At 64.0% G+C, this 17566-nt stretch carries 12 protein-coding genes; 5 read left to right on the top strand and 7 right to left on the bottom strand.

Annotated elements, in window-relative coordinates; genetic code table 11:
• Nucleotides 1-22: 22 nt before the first annotated feature.
• From THL1_RS10320 to THL1_RS10300, 5 genes are read left to right on the top strand one after another with little or no spacing between them, the layout of a single operon-like run.
• On the top strand, nucleotides 23-901 hold the full coding sequence (locus THL1_RS10320) for a DUF58 domain-containing protein (protein ID WP_069086470.1): 879 nt from the start codon (nucleotides 23-25) through the stop codon (nucleotides 899-901).
• On the top strand, nucleotides 898-1389 hold the full coding sequence (locus tag THL1_RS10315) for a DUF4381 domain-containing protein (RefSeq protein WP_069083179.1): 492 nt from the start codon (nucleotides 898-900) through the stop codon (nucleotides 1387-1389). Before THL1_RS10320 ends, THL1_RS10315 begins: the two co-directional genes overlap by 4 nt.
• Nucleotides 1382-2401 carry a vWA domain-containing protein gene (locus tag THL1_RS10310; protein WP_069083178.1) on the top strand — a complete coding sequence of 340 codons (1020 nt, stop codon included), beginning with the start codon at nucleotides 1382-1384 and terminating at the stop codon, nucleotides 2399-2401. Before THL1_RS10315 ends, THL1_RS10310 begins: the two co-directional genes overlap by 8 nt.
• Nucleotides 2398-4116: a VWA domain-containing protein gene (locus tag THL1_RS10305; protein ID WP_069086471.1), complete on the top strand. Its 1719-nt coding sequence runs from the start codon at nucleotides 2398-2400 to the stop codon at nucleotides 4114-4116. The genes THL1_RS10310 and THL1_RS10305 overlap by 4 nt, the downstream gene beginning before the upstream one ends.
• Entirely contained in the window at nucleotides 4116-5756 is a 1641-nt protein-coding gene (locus THL1_RS10300; protein WP_069083177.1) for a BatD family protein, read from the top strand. The genes THL1_RS10305 and THL1_RS10300 overlap by 1 nt, the downstream gene beginning before the upstream one ends.
• A 199-nt stretch (nucleotides 5757-5955) precedes the next feature.
• Here the strand turns inward: THL1_RS10300 and THL1_RS10295 are convergent, their stop codons facing one another.
• The 7 genes from THL1_RS10295 to THL1_RS10265 form a co-directional block, all read right to left on the bottom strand.
• The gene (locus tag THL1_RS10295) at nucleotides 5956-8331 is read right to left on the bottom strand and encodes an efflux RND transporter permease subunit (protein ID WP_069083176.1); all 2376 of its coding nucleotides are present in this window, start codon (nucleotides 8329-8331) and stop codon (nucleotides 5956-5958) included.
• An 18-nt stretch (nucleotides 8332-8349) separates the two neighbouring features.
• The gene (locus THL1_RS10290) at nucleotides 8350-9438 is read right to left on the bottom strand and encodes a WD40/YVTN/BNR-like repeat-containing protein (protein WP_069083175.1); all 1089 of its coding nucleotides are present in this window, start codon (nucleotides 9436-9438) and stop codon (nucleotides 8350-8352) included.
• A gap of 211 nt (nucleotides 9439-9649) precedes the next feature.
• Complete coding sequence (locus THL1_RS10285; RefSeq protein ID WP_069083174.1) at nucleotides 9650-11017, bottom strand: DUF1329 domain-containing protein; 1368 nt, start codon at nucleotides 11015-11017, stop codon at nucleotides 9650-9652.
• Between the two features lie 63 nt (nucleotides 11018-11080).
• Nucleotides 11081-13117 (bottom strand): DUF1302 domain-containing protein, encoded by a 2037-nt coding sequence (locus THL1_RS10280; protein ID WP_069083173.1) that lies wholly within the window; start codon nucleotides 13115-13117, stop codon nucleotides 11081-11083.
• 520 nt (nucleotides 13118-13637) lie between these two features.
• The gene (gene pepN, locus THL1_RS10275; RefSeq protein WP_069083172.1) at nucleotides 13638-16295 is read right to left on the bottom strand and encodes an aminopeptidase N; all 2658 of its coding nucleotides are present in this window, start codon (nucleotides 16293-16295) and stop codon (nucleotides 13638-13640) included.
• A gap of 150 nt (nucleotides 16296-16445) precedes the next feature.
• The gene (locus tag THL1_RS10270) at nucleotides 16446-17276 is read right to left on the bottom strand and encodes a DUF2797 domain-containing protein (protein WP_069083171.1); all 831 of its coding nucleotides are present in this window, start codon (nucleotides 17274-17276) and stop codon (nucleotides 16446-16448) included.
• Entirely contained in the window at nucleotides 17276-17536 is a 261-nt protein-coding gene (locus THL1_RS10265; protein WP_069083170.1) for a YeaC family protein, read from the bottom strand. The genes THL1_RS10270 and THL1_RS10265 overlap by 1 nt, the downstream gene beginning before the upstream one ends.
• Nucleotides 17537-17566: the final 30 nt, after the last annotated feature.

Below are 17566 nucleotides of genomic sequence, written 5' to 3'. Positions count from 1 at the left end.
CGACCTGGCCGAGTTGATCGACATGCGTCACCGGGTTCGCGAAGTGCAACTGTTCTCCAGCCCCGCCCGCCGCAGCCCGCTGATCGGCCTCCACCACTCCAAGCTGCGTGGGCGCGGCGTCGACTTCGACCAGGTGCGCATCTACCAGGCCGGCGACGACGTGCGCACCATCGACTGGCGCGTTACCGCGCGTACCCAGGAACCGCACACCAAGATGTTCCACGAGGAGCGCGAACGGCCGGTGTTCATCATGGTCGAGCAGAGCCAGCGGCTGTTCTTCGGTACTGGCCTGGTCTTCAAATCGGTTCTCGCGGCGCAGGCCGCCAGCCTGATTGGCTGGGCCGCCCTGGCCCACAACGACCGGGTCGGCGGGCTGGTGTTCAGCGACCAAGACCACCACGAGATCAAGCCCAGGCGCAGCAAACAGAGCCTGCTGCAACTGCTCAGCCGGCTGGCCCGCGCCAACCAGGCACTGGGTAGCCCGGCGGCGTCCCAGCGCGAGGGCTTCAGCCTGGCCCTGCGCCGCGCCCGCGAAGTGCTGCGACCCGGTAGCCTGGTGGTGATCCTCTGCGACGAACGCACCCTTTCCGATACCGCCGAACAGCAGATCGCCCTGCTTGCCCGCCACACCGACCTGATCCTGCTGCCGGTGTCCGACCCCCTGGACCACGCCCTGCCTGCCGCCGGACTGCTGCGTTTTGCCGAACAGGGCGCACAGCTCGAGCTGGATACCCACGCCAGCGACCTGCGCCAGGCCTATCGCGAACAAGGGGAAGCCCGCATCGCGCGCTGGGAGCGTCTGGCCCAGCGCCTCGGTGTCCTGCTGCTGCCGCTGACCACCCAGGAAGGCATGATCGAACAGCTGCGCGACTACCTGCAGCACAAAGGCAGCGCCCGATGAACCCACTGGACGGCCTGGAACCGCTGATCGCCCCGGCGGCCATTTCCTGGTGGCCTCCCGCTCCCGGCTGGTGGAGCCTGCCGCTCCTGCTCGGCTTGCTGGCCTGGGGAATCTGGTACGGCTGGCGCCGCCGCACACGCAAGGTCGACGCCAAGCCGGAGCTGCCACTGGACCCGCTGCGCCAGTCCGCCCTGGAAGAGCTGGCGCGTCTGCCCAAACCCTATGACGGGGCCCCGGCCGGCCCCTGGCTGCAGGAGATCAACGGCCTGCTCAAACGCCTCTGCCGCATGCACTACCCCGGCGACCAGAGCCATACACTGAGTGGCCGGGCCTGGCTGGCCTACCTGGACAATCGCTGCCCGGCCGCTGGCCTGACCCGCTGGATGATCCTGGTCGAAGGCGCCTACCGCCCGCAGTGCAAGCTGGACGACAAAGCGATCAGCAGCCTCTACCAGTCCGTCGAGACCTGGATCCGCAAGCATGTTTGAGTTCACCTGGCCCTGGGCCTTCCTCCTCGCCCCGCTGCCCTGGGTGCTGCGTCTGCTGCTTCCGCCTGCGGACAGCGGCGATGCCGCGCTGAAAGTGAGCTTCCTCGCCGACCTTGAGGGCCTGGTAGGCCGGCGCGCCCGCGCCAACCTGCCGGCCTGGCGCCAGCAGGCGCCCTTCGCCCTGCTCTGGCTGCTACTGCTTTGCGCCGCGGCTCGCCCGGAATGGGTCGGAGAGCCGCAGCCGCTGCCCACCAGCGGCCGTGAGCTGTTGCTGGCGGTCGATGTGTCCGGGTCCATGGACTACGCCGACATGCAATGGGAAGAGGAAAACGTCAGCCGCCTGTCCCTGGTGAAGCACCTGATGGGCGAGTTCATCGACGGCCGCCGCGGCGACCGCATCGGCCTGATCCTGTTCGGCAGCCAGGCCTACCTGCAAGCACCGCTGACCTTCGACCGCGAGACTGTGCATACCTGGCTCGACGAAGCCCTGATCGGTATCGCCGGCAAGAACACCGCCATTGGCGACGCCATCGGCTTGGCGGTGAAACGCCTGCGCCAGCGTCCGGCCGACAGCCGCGTGCTGGTGCTGATCACCGACGGTGCCAATACCGGCGGCGAAATCGATCCGCTAACCGCCGCGCGCCTGGCGGCCGAGGAGAAGGTGAAGATCTACACCATCGGCATCGGCGCCGATCCGGAACAAAGCGACGTGCTTGGCATTCTTGGCCTCAATCCGAGCATGGACCTGGACGAACCTACCCTGACGGCCATCGCCGAGCAGACCGGCGGCCAGTACTTCCGCGCGCGCAATAGCAAGGAGCTAGAAGAGATCGAGGTAAGCCTGGATCGCCTGGAGCCGGTGACCCAGCGCACCAGCCAGGCCCGTCCGGCGTTTTCGCTGTACAGCTGGCCCTTGTCCGGCGCCCTGCTGATGAGCATTGCCCTGGTCTGCCGCGTGCTCTGGCCCCATGCCTTGCAGCAACGCCCGCAATGGCTGCGGAGGCGCTCATGATGGAGCTCTGGCCCCACTGGTTGCGCCCTGGCTGGCTACTAGTCGTGCCGCTGCTCGGTTGGCTGCTGTGGCAAGTCTGGCACCGCGAGCGCCGCAGCGGTCGCTGGGAACAACTGCTGCCCCGCGCTTTCCAGCCGTGGCTGCTGGTGGGTGGCAACCGTCGCGGTAACCGACTGCCCTGGCTGGCCCTCGGCCTGGCCTGGTTGCTCTGCCTGTTGGCTCTGCTCGGCCCGAGCTGGCAGCAAATGGAGCAGAGCACACAGAGGCGCGCCGACCCGCTCGTGGTCATGCTGGAACTGACCCCGGCGATGCTGGCCACGGACATCGCGCCCAGCCGGCTGGAGCAGGCCAAGCGCAAACTGCGCGACTTGCTGGACGCCCGCCGCGACGCCCAGACGGCAATAGTGGTCTACGCCGGCAGTGCCCACAGCCTGGTACCGCTGTCCGACGACCTGATGACCAGTCTCAACCTGATCGACGCCCTCAAGCCGTCGATCATGCCGCAACAGGGCCACCGCGCCGACCTGGCCGTGGCCAGGGCCCTCAAGCTGCTGGAACAGGGCGCCCAGGGCCAGGGCCGCCTGCTGCTGATCACCAGTGGCCTCGATGGCCAGGAACAGGCCGGCATCCGCCAGGCACTGGGTTCGCGCAGTGAGCGCCTGTCCATCCTCGGCATAGGCACGGCGGCCGGTGCGCCGATTGCTCAGGAGGACGGTGGATTCCTCAAGGACGACCAGGGCGCCATCCTCCTGCCCAAGCTGGACAGCGGCCAGTTACGACGTTTCGCCAGTGACCTGGGCGGCCGCTACACCCGCGTCCAGGTGGATGAAGGCGACCTGCAAAGCCTCGGGCTGCTCGACGGCCCCCGTAGCCTGCGCGACAGTGGAGAGATCGCCCGCCTGGCCGCCTGGGCGGACCAGGGCCACTGGCTCCTGCTGCCCTTGCTGTTGCTCGCGGCCTGCGCCGGCCGCCGTGGCTGGTTGTTCTGCCTGCCCCTGCTGCTGGTTCTGCCGCGCCCCGCCCTGGCCATGGAACTCGAAGACCTCTGGCTGCGCCCGGACCAGCAGGGCCAGCGCTTGCTGGAGGCCCAGCGCCCGGCCGAAGCCGCCCTGCGCTTCATCGACCTGCGCTGGCAAGGCATGGCGCTCTACGAGGCGGGCGACTATGCCGAAGCCGCCACCCGCTTCGCCCAGGGCGATGCAGCGGAGGACCATTACAACCGCGGCAATGCCCTGGCCAAGGCGGGTGAACTGGAAGCGGCCATCGACGCCTACGATTCAGCCCTGCAGCGCCAACCCGACCTGGCTGCCGCGAAGAAGAACAAAGCCCTGGTGGAGTCCCTGCTGCGTCAGCAGCAAGCAGAGGCCGCCAATAGCCAGGACTCGAAGGATAGCCAACAGCAGCAGGCCAGCCAGAGCGACCCGCAGAACGCGGCGCAGCTGCAGGCCAACGAGCAGGACACCCGGGAAAACGCCCCGCAGCCCGGAAGCGGTGAACCGCAAACCAATGGGCAGAGAAGGCCTGCCACGGGCGGCACGGCCGAAGAAGCCACTCCGCAGGACGCCACGGCAACACAGGCGGCCAGCACCGAGCCGCTGGGCGACGAGCGTCGCCAGGCCCTCGAACAATGGCTGCGGCAGATCCCGGATGACCCGGCCGAACTGCTACGCCGCAAGTTCTGGTACGAACAGCAACAACGCCAGGAAGAACAGTGATGACGCGCCTGCCATGCACCCTCCTCCTCAGCCTGCTGGTACTGACTGCGCAGGCCGCGGGATTCACCGCCAACGTGGACCGCACCCGCCTGAGTGAGGGCGAGACCGTCGAACTGACACTCGAATCATCGGACCCGACCCTGTTCGGCAAGCCCGACCTGTCTCCTCTCAACAAGCAGTTCGAGGTACTCGGTACCCGTCAGATCAACCAGCTGGGAACCTTCAACGGCAAGAATGACCGCGCCACCCGCTGGATCATTACCCTGCAACCGAAACAGACCGGCTTCATCACCATCCCTGCGCTGAGGCTGGGCGAGGTTCACAGCGCGCCCATCACCCTGCACGTGCAGAAAGCCGGAAAATCCGGCAATGGCGCCCTGGCTCCGGTGTTCATCGATGCCAGCCTCGACCAGGACAGCGTCTATGTGCAGGCCCAAGCCATCCTCACCCTGCGCATCTACCACTCGGTGTCCCTCTACGACGACAGCAGCCTCAGCCCGCTGCAAATGGATGACGCGCGGGTCGAGCAACTGGGTGAGCCGCGCACCTACGAGAAAGAGATCAACAGCGTGCGCCATGGCGTGATCGAAGTGCGCTATGCCGTCTTCCCGCAAAAGAGCGGCGTACTGAACATCCCCCCGCAAGTGTTCAGCGCGACCCTGGTCGACTCCGGCAAACAGGACAGCTACCAGCCCTTCGGCCCGCGTCCCGGCAAACTGACGCGGGTGAACTCGCCCCGCATTCCATTGACCGTCAAACCCAAGCCCGCCGAATACCCGACCGATGCGCCCTGGCTGCCCGCGCGTAACCTGACGCTGACCGAATCCTGGAGCCCGGACCCCAGGAACGTGCAGACCGGCGACTCGCTGACCCGCAGCCTGATGTTACATGTGGAAGGCCTCTCCAGCGCCCAGATCCCGCCCCTGCCAGCCACCCAGGCGCAGGGCCTGCGGCGCTATCCCGACCAGCCGCAGCTAGACAACAAGACCGATGAACGCGGCCTGATCGGCAGCCGCGAAGAGCGTGAAGCCCTGGTCCCCACGGCCAGTGGTCGCCTGGACCTGCCGGCGGTGGAAGTGACCTGGTGGAACACGCGGGAGAACCGCCTGGAAGTCAGCGAACTGCCGGCACGCACGCTGGAAGTCGCCAACAACCCCGAGCTGGAAGCCAGCCCCACGCCGAACGCCGAATCGCCTGCCGGCAACCCGGCCATCCAGGCTCGACTCTGGCCCTGGCAACTGGCCTGCGCCCTGCTCGGCGCCACCACGCTGCTGGGCTTCGGCCTCTGGTGGCGCGCGCGCCGCCAGCCGGCCATTCTGCCGACGGCCCAGCCCGGCCCGAACCCGCGGACCCTGCTGGACGACCTGCGCCGCGCCTGCCAGTCCAACGACCCGCACGCAACCCGCCAGGCCCTGGACAACTGGGCTCGTCAGCAACCGGAAACCCTCGCCGACATGGCCGCTCGCTTCGTGCCCCTGTCCGACGCCATGGACGGCCTGAATGGCGCGCTCTACAGCGAAGCCGGCCAGCACTGGCAGGGCGAGGACCTGTGGAAGGCCATCCGCGCCCTCCCTACCTCCCAGGCACAGCAGCAAACACCGAGCGAACCGAGCCAGCTGCCGCCGCTGTATCCGCGCTGAGGTCTCAAGCCTTTCACTCCCCTTCCCCCGACGTGGTGGAGATTCGGCTGGATCGTTGGGCTTCGCTGCGCTCTGTCGCAACCTACGGGTGGCACGTCGGCATCTACGAATTCGTTCGCGGTATCCCCGATCACCACGACAATCTGCGCGCATAAAAAAACCGCGGCCAGGGCCGCGGTTTTCATCCAGCTGATCAGTCTCAGTGGGCCAGCAGCGAACCACCCACCTTGCCCGCCAGTTTCTCGGGCTTGATCAGGAAGCGCGCCAGGGCCGGCAGCAGCCACAGGGCACCGAACATGTTCCAGAGCAGCATGAAGGTCAGCATCAGACCCATGTCGGCCTGGAACTTGATGGCCGAGAAGATCCAGGTGGCAACACCGATGGCCAGGCAGAGGCCAGTGAAGAGCACGGCCTTGCCGGTGGATTTCAGGGTCTGGTAGTAGGCCTCTTGCAGCGGCAGGCCGGCACGCAGGAAGCTTTCCAGGCGGCTGTAGATGTAGATGCCGTAGTCGACACCGATACCCACACCCAGGGCGATCACCGGCAGGGTGGCCACCTTCACGCCGATACCCAGCCAGGCCATCAGCGCGTTGCCCAGCACCGAGGTGAGGATCAGCGGCAGCACGATGCACAGCGTGGCGGCGATGGAGCGGAAGGTGATCAGGCACATCACGGCAACACAGATATACACCAGAATCAGGATAGTCAGCTCGGCCTGGCCAATCACCTCGTTGGTGGCCGCTTCAATACCGGCGTTACCAGCGGCCAGCAGGAACTGCAGGCCATCCTTGTTGTGCTCCTTGGCAAACGCTTCCACTGCCGTGACTGCGCGAGTCAGGGTCTCGGCCTTGTGGTCGTTGAGGAACACCAGCACCGGCGCCAGCGAGCAATCGGAGTTGTACAGACCTTCGGCACGGCTGATGGAGTTGTTCAGCACGTCCTGGTTGCGCGACAGGGTTTCCCACTTCAGGTTGCCCTCGTTCATCCCTTTGATCACCTGCTTGGACACGGTGACCATGGAGATGGCCGATTGCACGCCCGGCGTGTTCTCCATCTTCCACATCAGTTCATCCACCGGCGCCAGGGCGTCATGGGTCGAACAGCCTTCCGGGCCGGTCTTGACCATGACCACCAGAACATCGGAGCTGGTGGAGTAGTTATTGATGATGAAGTTGTTGTCCTGGTTGTAGCGCGAGTCCGGACGAAGTTCCGGCGCACCCTGGTCGAGGTCGCCGATCTTCAGGTTCTGGCCGTACCACAGGCCACCCCCGAAAGCGATCAGGGCGATGACAACAGAGATCGGCGCGACCACCGGGTGGGCGAAGTTGGACAGCAGGCGCCAGAACGGATGGTCACGCACCGCGTCTTTCTTGCTGCGCTCGATGGCCTTCTTGCTGATGCCCACGTAGGAAATCGCCACCGGCAGCAGGATCAGGTTGGTGAAGACGATCACCGCCACCCCGATGGACGCGCCGATCGCCAGCTCGCGGATCACGCCGATGTCGATGATCAGCAGGGTGATGAAGCCCACGGCGTCGGCCAGGATGGCGATCATGCCCGGCAGGAACAGTTGGCGGAAGGTACGCCGTGCAGCGGTCAGGGCGTTATCGGCATCACTGGATTGCAGGGCGATACCGTTGATCTTCTGTACGCCGTGGGAAATACCGATGGCGAAGATCAGGAAGGGCACGAGCATCGAGTAAGGATCGAGACCGAAGCCCACGGAGTGCATCAGGCCCAACTGCCAGATCACCGCCACCAGGGTGGTGGAGAGCACGGCGATGGTGCTGCGGATACACCAGGTGAACCAGTAGAGCAGCACCAGCGTGATGAGGAAGGCGATGCCGAAGAACAACACCACCATGATCAGGCCATCGATCAGGTCACCGACCTTCTTGGCAAAGCCCACGACATGGACTTTCACGTTGGGGTTCTGAAGCTGGTACTTGTCGCGGATCTTCTCCTCCAGCTCATGGGAGAACTGGCGGTAGTCGAGCTTCAGCAGCTTGCCCTGGTCGTTCGGGTCCGGGTAGGACTCCAGCAGCGGCACGTCGATGATGCTCGACTTGAAGTTGTTGGCCACCAGCCGGCCGATCTGGCCGGACTTGAGCACGTTGTTGCGCAGGTCTTCCAGGCTGTCCGGGGAACCGTCGTAGGTCTGCGGGATCACCTCGCCGCCGGCGAAGCCTTCCTCGGTCACTTCCGTCCAGCGAACGCTCGGGCTCCACAGGGACTTCAGGCCGGAGCGATCGACGCCGGAGATGTAGAACACCTCGTCGTGGATCTGGCGCAGGGTCTCCATGTACTCCTTGGTGAAGATGTCGCCGTCGACCGCTTCCACCGAGATACGCACGGTGTTGCCCAGGTTGGACAGGTCATTGCGGTGCTCCAGCATCTTCTGGATGTACGGATGATGCAGCGGGATCATCTTCTCGAAGCTGGTGGACGGCCGCACGTGCATGGCCTGCCAGAAGAGGAAGATGCTGACCAGCAGGCAGATGACAATCACCGCCGGCCGGTTGTTGAAGATCAGGCGCTCCAGGAAGGTCGCCTTGTCCTGGTGATGGGTGCTCATCGAAACTCTCCGCCTTTCTTATAGTTGGCCCAGCTCGGCGCCGGTCGGCGACGCTACGCGTACACCGCCCTGTCCCACCAGGATCAGGTTGCCTTTATCGTCGGCGATGACACTGGCCAGCGACATGCGGTCGCTGCGATTCACCACCGCAAAGCTACGGCCATTGTCGGTGCTCTTCAGCACGCTGCCGCCATGACCGACCACCACCAGGCTGCCGTCAGGCAACAGCGTGCCGCCGGACAGGCCGAACTCCAGTTCGCCATTGGTTGTTTTCAGCGGCACGGTTTCCCAGGAGCCGCCGAAATCGGCAGAGCGGAACAGGTGACCACGCAAGCCGTAAGCAATCACGACGCCGGGCTCTGCAGTACCGAGTACGCCGAACAGTGAGCCCTCGTAGGGACCTTCGAGGCGTTCCCAGGTCTCACCCCAATCGGCGGAACGGAACATGCTGCCCGCCTCGCCCACCACGAACAGACCGGAGTCCTTCACCGCGGAAATGGCGTTGAGGTGGTACTGGTCTTCGTTGTCCAGGCGGTCGCTGACGTCTTCCCAGTTCTTGCCGCCGTCGCGGGTGGTCAGCAGGGCACCATAGGCACCCACGGCGAAACCGGTAGAGGCATCCTTGAACCAGATGTCCAGCAGCGGCGCTTCGCGCTGCAGGTCTTCGTACTGCAGGGTCCAGGTGGCGCCGCCATCCTCGCTGGCGAGAATCTGGGCGTCATGGCCCACGGCCCAACCTTTCTTGTCATCGACGAAATAGACAGAGGTCAGCATCTGGCGGGTCGGTACCTTGGCCTGGGTCCAGGACTTACCGTTGTCATCGGAATAGAGGATATGGCCACGGTCACCGACGGCCACCAGACGTTTGCCGGCATGGGCGACATCGAGCAGGAGGCTGCTCACGGCCTTGGGTGATTCGATGGAGAGGACAGAGGCATCTGCGGCCAGCGCGGATGCGGTAATGGGCGCAGCGGCTACAGCGAGTACGGAGAGCACACTGAACAGCGAGAGCGCTTTGGCCAGCGGCGAGTGGAAGCGGAACGTCGGCTTGTGGAGACTGTCCACGACAAGGCCGGACGGGGTGCGCCGCATGACGGGCTCACTCATACACCTTTCCTCTTTTTGTTATAGGCGGCACTGCCCAGGGAGGCAGCGACCTAATCCTAGCCAGCTTTGGAAAGCCTGCACAATCAGCGGGACGTTATGTTTTGTTAAGCGAAAGCGACGCTGTGTAACACAGCTGCGATGAGGCTCCTCCCCCTCACGGAAAGAAAAAGGCCGCTACAGGTAGCGGCCTTCTTCTCGAAGTGCTGCGCGGTCAACGAGTACCGCGGCGGCGCAGGGCGGACGGCTTGAAGTAACCGTCGTCCGGTACGGCCTGGGTGAAGTCGATGGTGGTCGGCTCTTCGTTGTCCAGGTTCTGCACGTGGTAACGGCGGGCCTGAAGGTCGTGGAATACGTCCAGCGCGGACCAGGTGGTCGGCAGGTCGTAGTAGTTCTTCAGGTAGGCCACCGATACGCGCCACAGTTCGCCACGGCCGTCGTACTGGTCAACCACAGCGGCTTGCCAGCTGTCTTCGTCGAGGAACAGGGTGCGCTTGGAGTAGATGTGGCGGGCGCCCGACTTCAGGGTGCCTTCCACGACCCACACGCGGTGCAGTTCGTTACGGGTAACGGCCGGGTTCAGGTGGCCCGGTTGCAGCAGGTCCTTGTACTTAACGTCAGGGCTGGAAACCTTGTAGTTGTTGTACGGGATGTAGATTTCCTTCTTGCCGACCAGCTTCCAGTCGTAGCGATCCGGGGCACCGTTGAACATGTCGGTGTCGTCGGCGGTACGCAGGCCATCGGCGGCGGCGATCGGGGTGTCGTAGGCGAGGTTCGGGGCGCGGCGCACGCGGCGCTGGCCGGCGTTGTAGCCCCAGGCCTGGCGCGGCTCCTGGACCTGGTCGAGGGTCTCGTGGACCAGGGTCGCACCGCCAGCCAGGCGGGCCGGGCTCTTGGTGAAGGACAGGTAGTAGAACAGGACGTTGTTCAGGTCAGCGTACGAACCTTTCGGGTTGTAGTACTTGAACAGGGCTTCCTGCTGCGAAGTCACCAGCGAGTAGTCGCCGTTGCGCTGTACGGCCACTTCCGAGGCACGCCGTACGATGTAGCTGCCACGGTAGCGGACGATGTGGTTCCACAGGGCTTCAACGCCGTTCTGCGGGATCGGGAACGGGATGCCGCCGTAGGCGTCCGCGTAGCCGTTGCCGCCGTCCAGCAGCTTGGCGCTGCCGGCATTCTTGACGGTGTTGTCATACACCCACTGCGGCGCGGAGCCGGTGCGGCGGGTCTGGTAGATCGGCATCTGGAAGCTGTTCGGGTAGGCGTTGAACAGGGCGATCTGACCTGGGGTCAGGTTGGCCTTGTACTGGTCCAGGTTGACCTTGGTGATGGTGAACAGGGGCTTGTCGTCCGGGAACGGGTCCGGATGGTGCTGGCCGGATTTATAGCCAGCCGGAGCCTGGGTGATGCCACCCGTCCAGGCCGGGATGGTACCTGCGGCGTTGGCGGCCTTCTCGGCACCGAAGGGGGTCAGGCTGGTGCCAAGCTTGGCGACGTCCTGGGGCGAAACCGACGCCAGTGCACTGCTGGCGGACAGCGCCAGGGCGACCGCGGCGCTAATCAGCGAAAGCTTTTTCAGCATGTGGGTTCTCCGTGATGAGTCTGTATCGGGCGCCTTGGGGCGCCCGTATTGTTCTTGTTGGGATTAGAACGAGTACTTGACGCTGACGCCGACATTGTCGCGGTCGCGGACCGAGTTGTTCTGGCCGCCGCCGTAGAACTCGGTGTACTGCAGCTCGGCTTCCAGGCTGTTCAGGTAAGTTGCCTTGACGCCGAGGGTGTAAGCCTTGCGACCTTCAATGAAGCTGCCGGTCTGGTAGGAGTTGCCCTCGAAGTCGTCCTTGTAGACGACGAACGGGGAGACGTTCACGCCGGCATAGACGTCGTTCCAGGTACCGGACACCAGCAGCGTGTAGCCGTAGGCGTTCTTGTTGACCTGGTCGTCGCGCTCACCGCCGGAGACATAGGAGTTGTTGCCACGGCCGGAGTAGTAGCGTTTCTGGCCGTTGAACGCGGTGTACTGCAGGTCGCTGCCGCGCAGGTGCTCGGACGCCAGTTCGGCCACGCCGATCAGGGAGTCGAAGGACAGCGCAGGCCCGAAGTTGTAGATAGTGCCCAGCGAGGTGTTGAACGCCTCTACACGCTCGTAGTTGTGGATGGAGTCGCCCAGCTGCACGCTCTGGCCACCGATGTTGACGGTGCGGCCGGACGCCAGTTGCGGTGCCTGGAGCAGCAGGTCGCCCAGCAGGTCGTTGGTGGTGGCGACGCCGATCGGCAGGTTCGGGCGGTAGGCCAGCTCACCGAAGACCGAGGCGTTGCCCACGGTGGTGTTGAAACTGAAGCCGTACATGCGGATGTCTTCGGCGTACTCGCGCTGGGCCTGCACCTGGTTCGCCACGTCGATGGTCGCCAGGCCGCCAGCGGCGGTAGTTGCAGCGCCGGTCAGAGCGTTGGAGTAGGCACGCGCCAGAGCCGGGTTCAGCGCCGGGTTAGCCAGTACCGCCTGGAGCTGGGCGACGGAGATACCGGCACCTGCGGCGACTGCCCGCTGCACTTGCGGTGCGAGCGCGGTAGCGGCCTGGCCGGCGATTTGCGCCAGGTTCAGACCCGCGTAATCACCCAGGTTGGCCGAGATGGTCGGCTCCTTGGCGTGGTAGTTGACGAAGTAGAAGCCGAACTCGGTGGAATTCAGTTCCTCGGCGATGTAGCGGAAGGCCACGCCGAACTGACCGTCGTTCTTGGCATTGATGTCCGGACCGATGGACGCCACCTTGATGACGCCATTGGCGTCTACGTTGCGGCCGCCCTGGAGGCCACCGACACCCGCTGCGCTGAAGCCGCTATAGAGGGGCGCAAGGGGCTGCAGCGCGCGCTGCGTCGAATAGGCGGTGTTGCCGCCGTCAGCGAAGAGGTCGGTCTCGGAGTAGTAGGTGCCGACCGGATCGATGGCCGACTCTTTCCAGTTCCACTGGTAGAAGGTTTCCATCGACAGGTTTTCGGTCAGGCCCACGTTGAAGCTAAGGGCTTCCACCGGCACCAGCACTTCCTTCAGTTCGGAGCCCGGCAGGCGGAACTTGGCGGCGTCGACCGGGTTGGTGGTGTTCACGCCACCACGATAGAAGATGCCTTCACCCCAGTTGAACACCTGTTTGCCGATACGGCCGGAGACCGGCATATCCGCCACGTCCCAGTTGCCGTAGAGGTAGGCGTCGAGGATCTGCGCATCACGGCCGGCCTTGTGGCGGGTTTCGTAAGTGAAGCTGTCATCCTTCGGGAAGTTCTGGCTCGGCTGGACCGGGCTGTTGTTGTCCAGGTAGTCGTTGCGCTTGTCCATGATCTGGGTGTCATAGAAAGCAGTGCCACGGACGAACATGCCGTAGTTCTTGTAGGTCGCTTCCAGGTCGGAAGTGACTTTGTAGACTTCGGAGACCAGGCCGGTATCGAAGTTACGGTTACCGTCGTTGGTGTTGATGTCGTTGTTGGTCTTGTCCTGACCCTGCACGCGCCACAGCTGGCCGTACGAGACGGTGGTGTCGAGGGAACCGGAAATTTCGTCGTTGGCGAAGCTGAACTCCACCGCCTGGGCCTGGGCGGCCACCAGCAACGGCAGGATGCCAGCAAAGGCGAAACCTGCCTTGGCCGGTGCGAAACGCAACATGGGCTTACGAGACTTGAGCTCCATCGAGTCTTACTCCGTGGACTGATCACTTTGTTATTGGCAGCCCGTCAGGCGGGCTTGTTTGTCCAGCCGCTTGGCGGCCTTGTCTTGCTTCGGCAGGAAATCCCCAGCGCAGAGCGCACCCCGTTCCAGACGCACCGAAACAGGGCCAAATCGTCAGCGGAGTTGCAACCATGGTGCCAAGTCACCAATAGGCGTCAGAAAAATCTCACGACCCGAGTGACGTAATTCAGTCAAACAAGTGACTGATCATCCACTGATCAATTTCAAAAAATCTGTCCGATCTTGTCGGACGATCTGGCTCGATATGTCACTCAAGATCACACTTGCAGGGCATGTACGCTCATACCAAAAGGTGTCTGGTCAAGCCATTTCTAGGCGTTTAAGACTTTGCCCGCATAACAGCGCGACGAGTTATTTCCTTGAGTAACAAAAAAGTGTTACCAGCGCTAACCGGTAACACTTTGTGAAGGGGGCGTTTCAGAGGGATGGCAGCCTGCTTTCACAGGCTGCCGGAGACGCGTCAGGCGAGGCTCTTGCTGACCACTTCGAAGACGTCACTGGATAGCTCGCCCGAGGCGAGGATGCGTTCCAGTTCGCCCCTCATCATTTGCTGCCGGGAGGCGTCGTACTTGCGCCAGCGTGTCAGCGGCGCCAGTTGGCGGGAAGCGATCTGCGGGTTGAGGGCGTTCAGCGTGATCACATGGTCGGCCAGGAAACGGTAGCCGGCGCCATCGGCCCGGTGGAAGTTCACCAGGTTCTGGTTGGCGAAGGCACCGATCAGCGCACGTACCTTGTTCGGATTCTTCAAGGTGAAGGCCGGGTGCTGCATCAGCGCCTGAACTCGCTCCAGCCCGCCCGGCAGGCCACAGCCGGCCTGGACGCTGAACCACTGGTCCATCACCAGCGGGTCATCCTTGAAGTACTCGGCGAAGCGCTCCAGTGCCTCGGCCTTCTCTTTCTCGAAACCGGAGTTGACCAGTACCGCCAGGGCGCTCAGGCGCTCGGTCATGTTGTCGCAATCGTTGAACTGCTCCTGGCAGGCCTCCAGTACCTGCGCCTTGCCACTCTGCATCAGGTAGGACAGCGCGATGTTCTGCAGGGTACGGCGGGCGATGTGCGCAGCCTCGGCCACGTAGGCAGTCTCGCGAGATGCCGCGCGATTGGCCTGGTAACGCGCCAGCAGTGGCTGGAACAGGGCCTCGCCAATTGACCGGCGGGCGAACTCGCGAGCAGCGTGGATGGCGTCCACGTCGGCCACCTCGCTGATCTCGGTCAGGTACGCCTCACTCGGCAGCGAGAGCATTTCGGCGACCATCGCCTGGTCCAGCGACTCGTCCTCCAGCAGCGTGCGGAAGGCCTGGATCAGGCGCGGGTCCAGCGCCAACGGCTCGCCGCGCTGATGCTGGCCGACCAGTTCCTGAAGCACCTGGACCGACAGTTGCTGGCCCGCGTCCCAGCGGTTGAAACCGTCGGAGTCGTGCTGCATGAGGAACATCAGCTGGTCACGGCTGTAGGGGAAGCTCAGCTTCACCGGCGCCGAGAAACCGCGCAGCAGCGACGGCAGCGGGCGCTCCGGGATGTCGACGAAGGTGAAGTGCTGCTCCGCCTCACTCAAGGCCAGCACGCGGCTGCCACCCTGGGCGGCGGCTTCACTGTGCAAGCGCAGTGGCAGTTCGCGCCCCTGGCCGTCCAGCAGCCCCAGCTCAACGGGGATGACGAAGGGCTGCTTCTCTTTCTGTCCCGGCGTGGGCGGGCAGCTCTGGCGGAAGGTCAGGCGGTAGGTCTTCGCGCCAGCATCGTAGTGTTCTTCCACCTGCAGGCGCGGCGTGCCGGACTGGCTGTACCAGCGCTTGAACTGGCTCAGATCGACGCCGTTGGCATCTTCCATGGACTTGACGAAGTCATCGCAGGTCACGGCCTGGCCATCATGGCGTTCGAAGTACAGGTCGGTGCCCTTGCGGAAGCCCTCGGCGCCCAGCAGGGTGTGGATCATGCGCACCACTTCCGAACCCTTCTCGTAGACGGTCAGGGTGTAGAAGTTGGAGATCTCGATGAAGGAATCCGGGCGCACCGGGTGCGCCATGGGGCCGGCATCCTCGGCGAACTGGTTGGTACGCAGGAAGGCCACGTCCTCGATCCGCTTCACGGTGCGCGAGTTCATGTCCGCGGAAAACTCGGCATCGCGGAATACGGTGAAGCCTTCCTTCAGCGACAGCTGGAACCAGTCGCGGCAGGTCACGCGGTTGCCCGACCAGTTGTGGAAGTATTCATGGGCCACCACCGCTTCGACCCGCTGGTGGGCGGCGTCAGTGGCGGTCTCGGCCTTGGCCAGCACGCAACTGGAGTTGAAGATGTTGAGCCCCTTGTTCTCCATGGCGCCCATGTTGAAGTCGTTCACCGCAACGATCATGAAGATGTCCAGGTCGTATTCGCGACCGTAGACCTCCTCGTCCCAGCGCATGGACTTCTTCAGGCTGTCCATGGCGTGCTGGACCTTGTCGATGTTCTCCGGCTCGACGTAGATGCGCAGCGCGACGTCGCGCTCGGTCATGGTGGTGAAGCTGTCTTCCACGCACCAGAGGTCGCCAGCCACCAGCGCAAACAAGTAGGCGGGCTTCTTGAACGGGTCTTGCCAGGTGGCCCAGTGCCGCCCCCCCTCCTCCGCACCACTGGCCACCGGGTTGCCGTTGGACAGCAGCACCGGATAGCGATGCTGCTCGGCGCTGACGGTGGTGGTGAACTTGCTCATCACGTCCGGGCGGTCGAGGTAATAGGTGATCTTGCGGAACCCTTCCGCCTCGCACTGGGTGCAGAACATCTTGCCGGACTTGTACAGGCCTTCCAGCGCGGTGTTGCTTTCCGGGTGGATACGCACGGTGCTGTCGAGGGTGAAGCTGCTGGCCACCGGTTGCAGGGTCAGGCGGCTGTCATCCAGCTGGTAGTCAGCGACCGTCAGTTCGCGGTCGTCCATCGACAGCGCCAGCAGCTCCAGGTGCTGGCCGTCCAGCACCAACGGCGGCAGGTCGTTGCCCAGTTCGGGGTTGCGGCGAATGACCAGTTGGGCATGGACCAGGCTGTGATCCTCGTACAGCTCGAAGGTCAGGTTGGTCTCGTCGATCAGGTAATCCGGTGCCTGATAGTCCTTGAGGTAAATGACTTTCGGTTGCTCGGTGCGCATGGTCGTCTCTTCGATTGCGGGGCGACCCCATAACCCTGGGCCGCTCGTGATGAATGGGTCAAGGTCGGAGTATGGACTATTCCCCCACCGACCTGATGACAATGCCGGGACCGGCGCAGCCCCCCGCGCCAGGCGCCACGTTGGCGGGTGCTACGCGGCGCTGATGGCCAACTGGTAGGCCGTGTACTTGCGCAGGTTGATCACGCCGGTATCGAGGATCAGGTACTGGCCCTTGATACCCCGCAGCGTACCCTCCACCACCGGCGTCTTGTCCAGATCGAAGCTGACGACCTTGGTCGGATAGGCATCGACGGGATAGCTGATCTCGATGGGCTGGATGTCGCTGACCGGCTGGATTGCCTGCAGGCCGAAGCGATCCTGGAGGGCGCGAATGCCGTCGGCCAACTGGCCAAGCAGCTCATCGCGAATCTGCGGCAGGTCCAGCGGCGGCGCCTCGCCCTTGAGCATTGCGCGCCAGTTGGTGCGATCGGCCACCTGGCTACGCAGCAGGTCCTCGACGAAGCCGGATTGCTGGCGGGTGGCTACGCGGATGATCGGCAGTGCCTGGCTGGCGCCCTGGTCGATCCAGCGGGTCGGCACCTGGCTGGCACGGGTGATCCCCACCTTGATGCCCGAGGAGTTGGCCAGGTAGACCACGTGGTCGGTCATGCAGAAGCGCTCGCCCCACTCCGGCTCGCGGCAGGTGCCCTCGTCGAAGTGACATTTCTCCGGGCTGACGATGCAGCTATCGCATTGCGCCAGTTTGGTGAAGCAGGGGTAGCAGTAGCCCTGGCTGAAGCTCTTCTTCGTCTTGCGCCCGCAATGGGTGCAATGGATGGTCCCCAGGAACTCCAGGCGCAGTTGCCTGCCGATCAGGGGATTCACCGCGACTTCCGCCTCGCCGAGACGAAAGCTGTATTGCACGGGAGCTTCAAGGCGCACCGACATCTTGCTCAGTGCGCCGCGTCCTAGTTCCAGCATCAGTGAACCGAATTCGACTTGAACAGGAGATTGGGAATGGCTTCGGACTTGGAGCTGCATTCCTGCGGGCCCATGTAGCCGGTACGCTCTTCCTCCGGCAGGTGCTTCAGCTCCCAGGCGATCACCGCCTGCAGCGACAGCTCCTTCTGTTCCTGGGTCAGCTTGCGGCCGTCCGGCCACTTGCCGATCTCCACGGCCAGTTTGAGGCTTTCGTAGACATCCTGGGTGATATTGCTGATCAGATGGGCAAACGACGACATGGGCCACTCACGGGGAAATGGGACAGGCTG

It is taken from the genome of Pseudomonas sp. TCU-HL1 (genome assembly GCF_001708505.1).
Taxonomy (GTDB): Bacteria; Pseudomonadota; Gammaproteobacteria; order Pseudomonadales; family Pseudomonadaceae; genus Metapseudomonas.
The sequence above is the reverse complement of the archived record's forward strand: the minus strand, read 5'-3'. Positions and strand labels throughout refer to the sequence as shown.